Below are 1,312 nucleotides of genomic sequence, written 5' to 3'. Positions count from 1 at the left end.
AGAATTTTCCAGTGGATAATGAGAACAACCCGCTGGTGGGACGGCCTGACCCGGAATTTTCCTGGCCACCGAAGTGCCTTTCGCAGGACCCGTCGACCCGACCGCCAGCGGGCCACCACACCCGACAGTGGAGCACGCGATGTCCGTGACCTCATAGGAGCCTGCCGCCCCGCCCGGCCCGTCACTGGCCCGTCCGAACCTCGCGCCCCCACGTCAGAGGAAGGCCATCACGTGACACCGACCCGAGCCCCACAGCACATCTACTGCGGCATCGACACCCACGCCGACACCCATCACGCCGCAATCATCACCGACACCGGAATCCTGCTCGCGCACCGCCAATTCGACACCACCTCATCAGCATATGACGCTGTGGTCGAATGGATCCACCAGCACGGTCACCCGATCTCAGTAGGAATCGAAGGCACCAGCTCCTACGGTGCCGGCATCAGTCGCCACCTACGACATCACCACATCGCGGTGGTGGAAGTGCCTCGCCCCAACCGCAAACTTCGCCGAAGCGAAGGCAAGAGCGACCCCATCGATGCCGAAGCCGCGGCCCGTGCCGTCCTGGCCCGTCACCAACTGTCCGAGCCCAAGCACGGTGACGGACCCATCGAAGCGATCCGGGCCCTGCGGGTCGCTCGATCCGGCGCTGTGAAGGCCGCGACCGCCTCGATGAATACGATCCGATCAATGCTTGTCACCGCCCCCGAAGTGCTGCGCACACAGCTACGTGGGCGCAGCACCACGGCACTGCTCGACGCGTGCATCGCGCTCGAACCCGACACCGCCGCCATGACCGATCCGGTCAACGCCACGATCGTCGCCCTGCGTTCACTCGCGAAACGAACACGCGAACTACGCAGGGAAGCACAAGAACTCAAGAAAAATCTGGCTGCACTTGTCAAGGAAGTCGCCCCACGAACCGCGAGCGTGTTCGGACTCGGCCCGGACACCGCGGCGGCACTGCTGATCACCGTTGGCGACAACCCACAAAGGCTACGGTCGGAGTCGTCCTTCGCTCACCTCTGCGGCGTCGCGCCCATCCCCGCATCGTCGGGCAAGACGAATCGGCATCGACTGCACCGCGGTGGCGATCGTCGCGCCAACCAGGCCCTGCACACCGCCGTCGTCGTCCGCCTCCGATACAGCGACATAGCCCGCAGATACGCGGAACGCCGCACATCAGAGGGCAAATCGATGCCTGAGATCATCAGATGCCAGAAACGCTATCTCGCCCGCGAAGTGTTCACCGCGCTACGACAGGACTACCGAGCTCTGACCACTTGACCTCTATAGGAGCGTCCTT

The 1,312-nt window shown here is 63.9% G+C and carries 1 protein-coding gene; it reads left to right on the top strand.

What is annotated here, in order from left to right:
• A partial coding sequence (locus ACPCXD_RS22885) for an IS110 family RNA-guided transposase (protein ID WP_423661207.1) occupies positions 1-1,293 on the top strand: 1,293 nt, incomplete at its 5' end.
• Positions 1,294-1,312 lie beyond the last annotated feature (19 nt).

The organism is Rhodococcus sp. AB351, assembly GCF_049538275.1.
GTDB lineage: Bacteria > Actinomycetota > Actinomycetes > Mycobacteriales > Mycobacteriaceae > Rhodococcus.
This window is presented reverse-complemented; position numbering and strand designations above follow the sequence as displayed.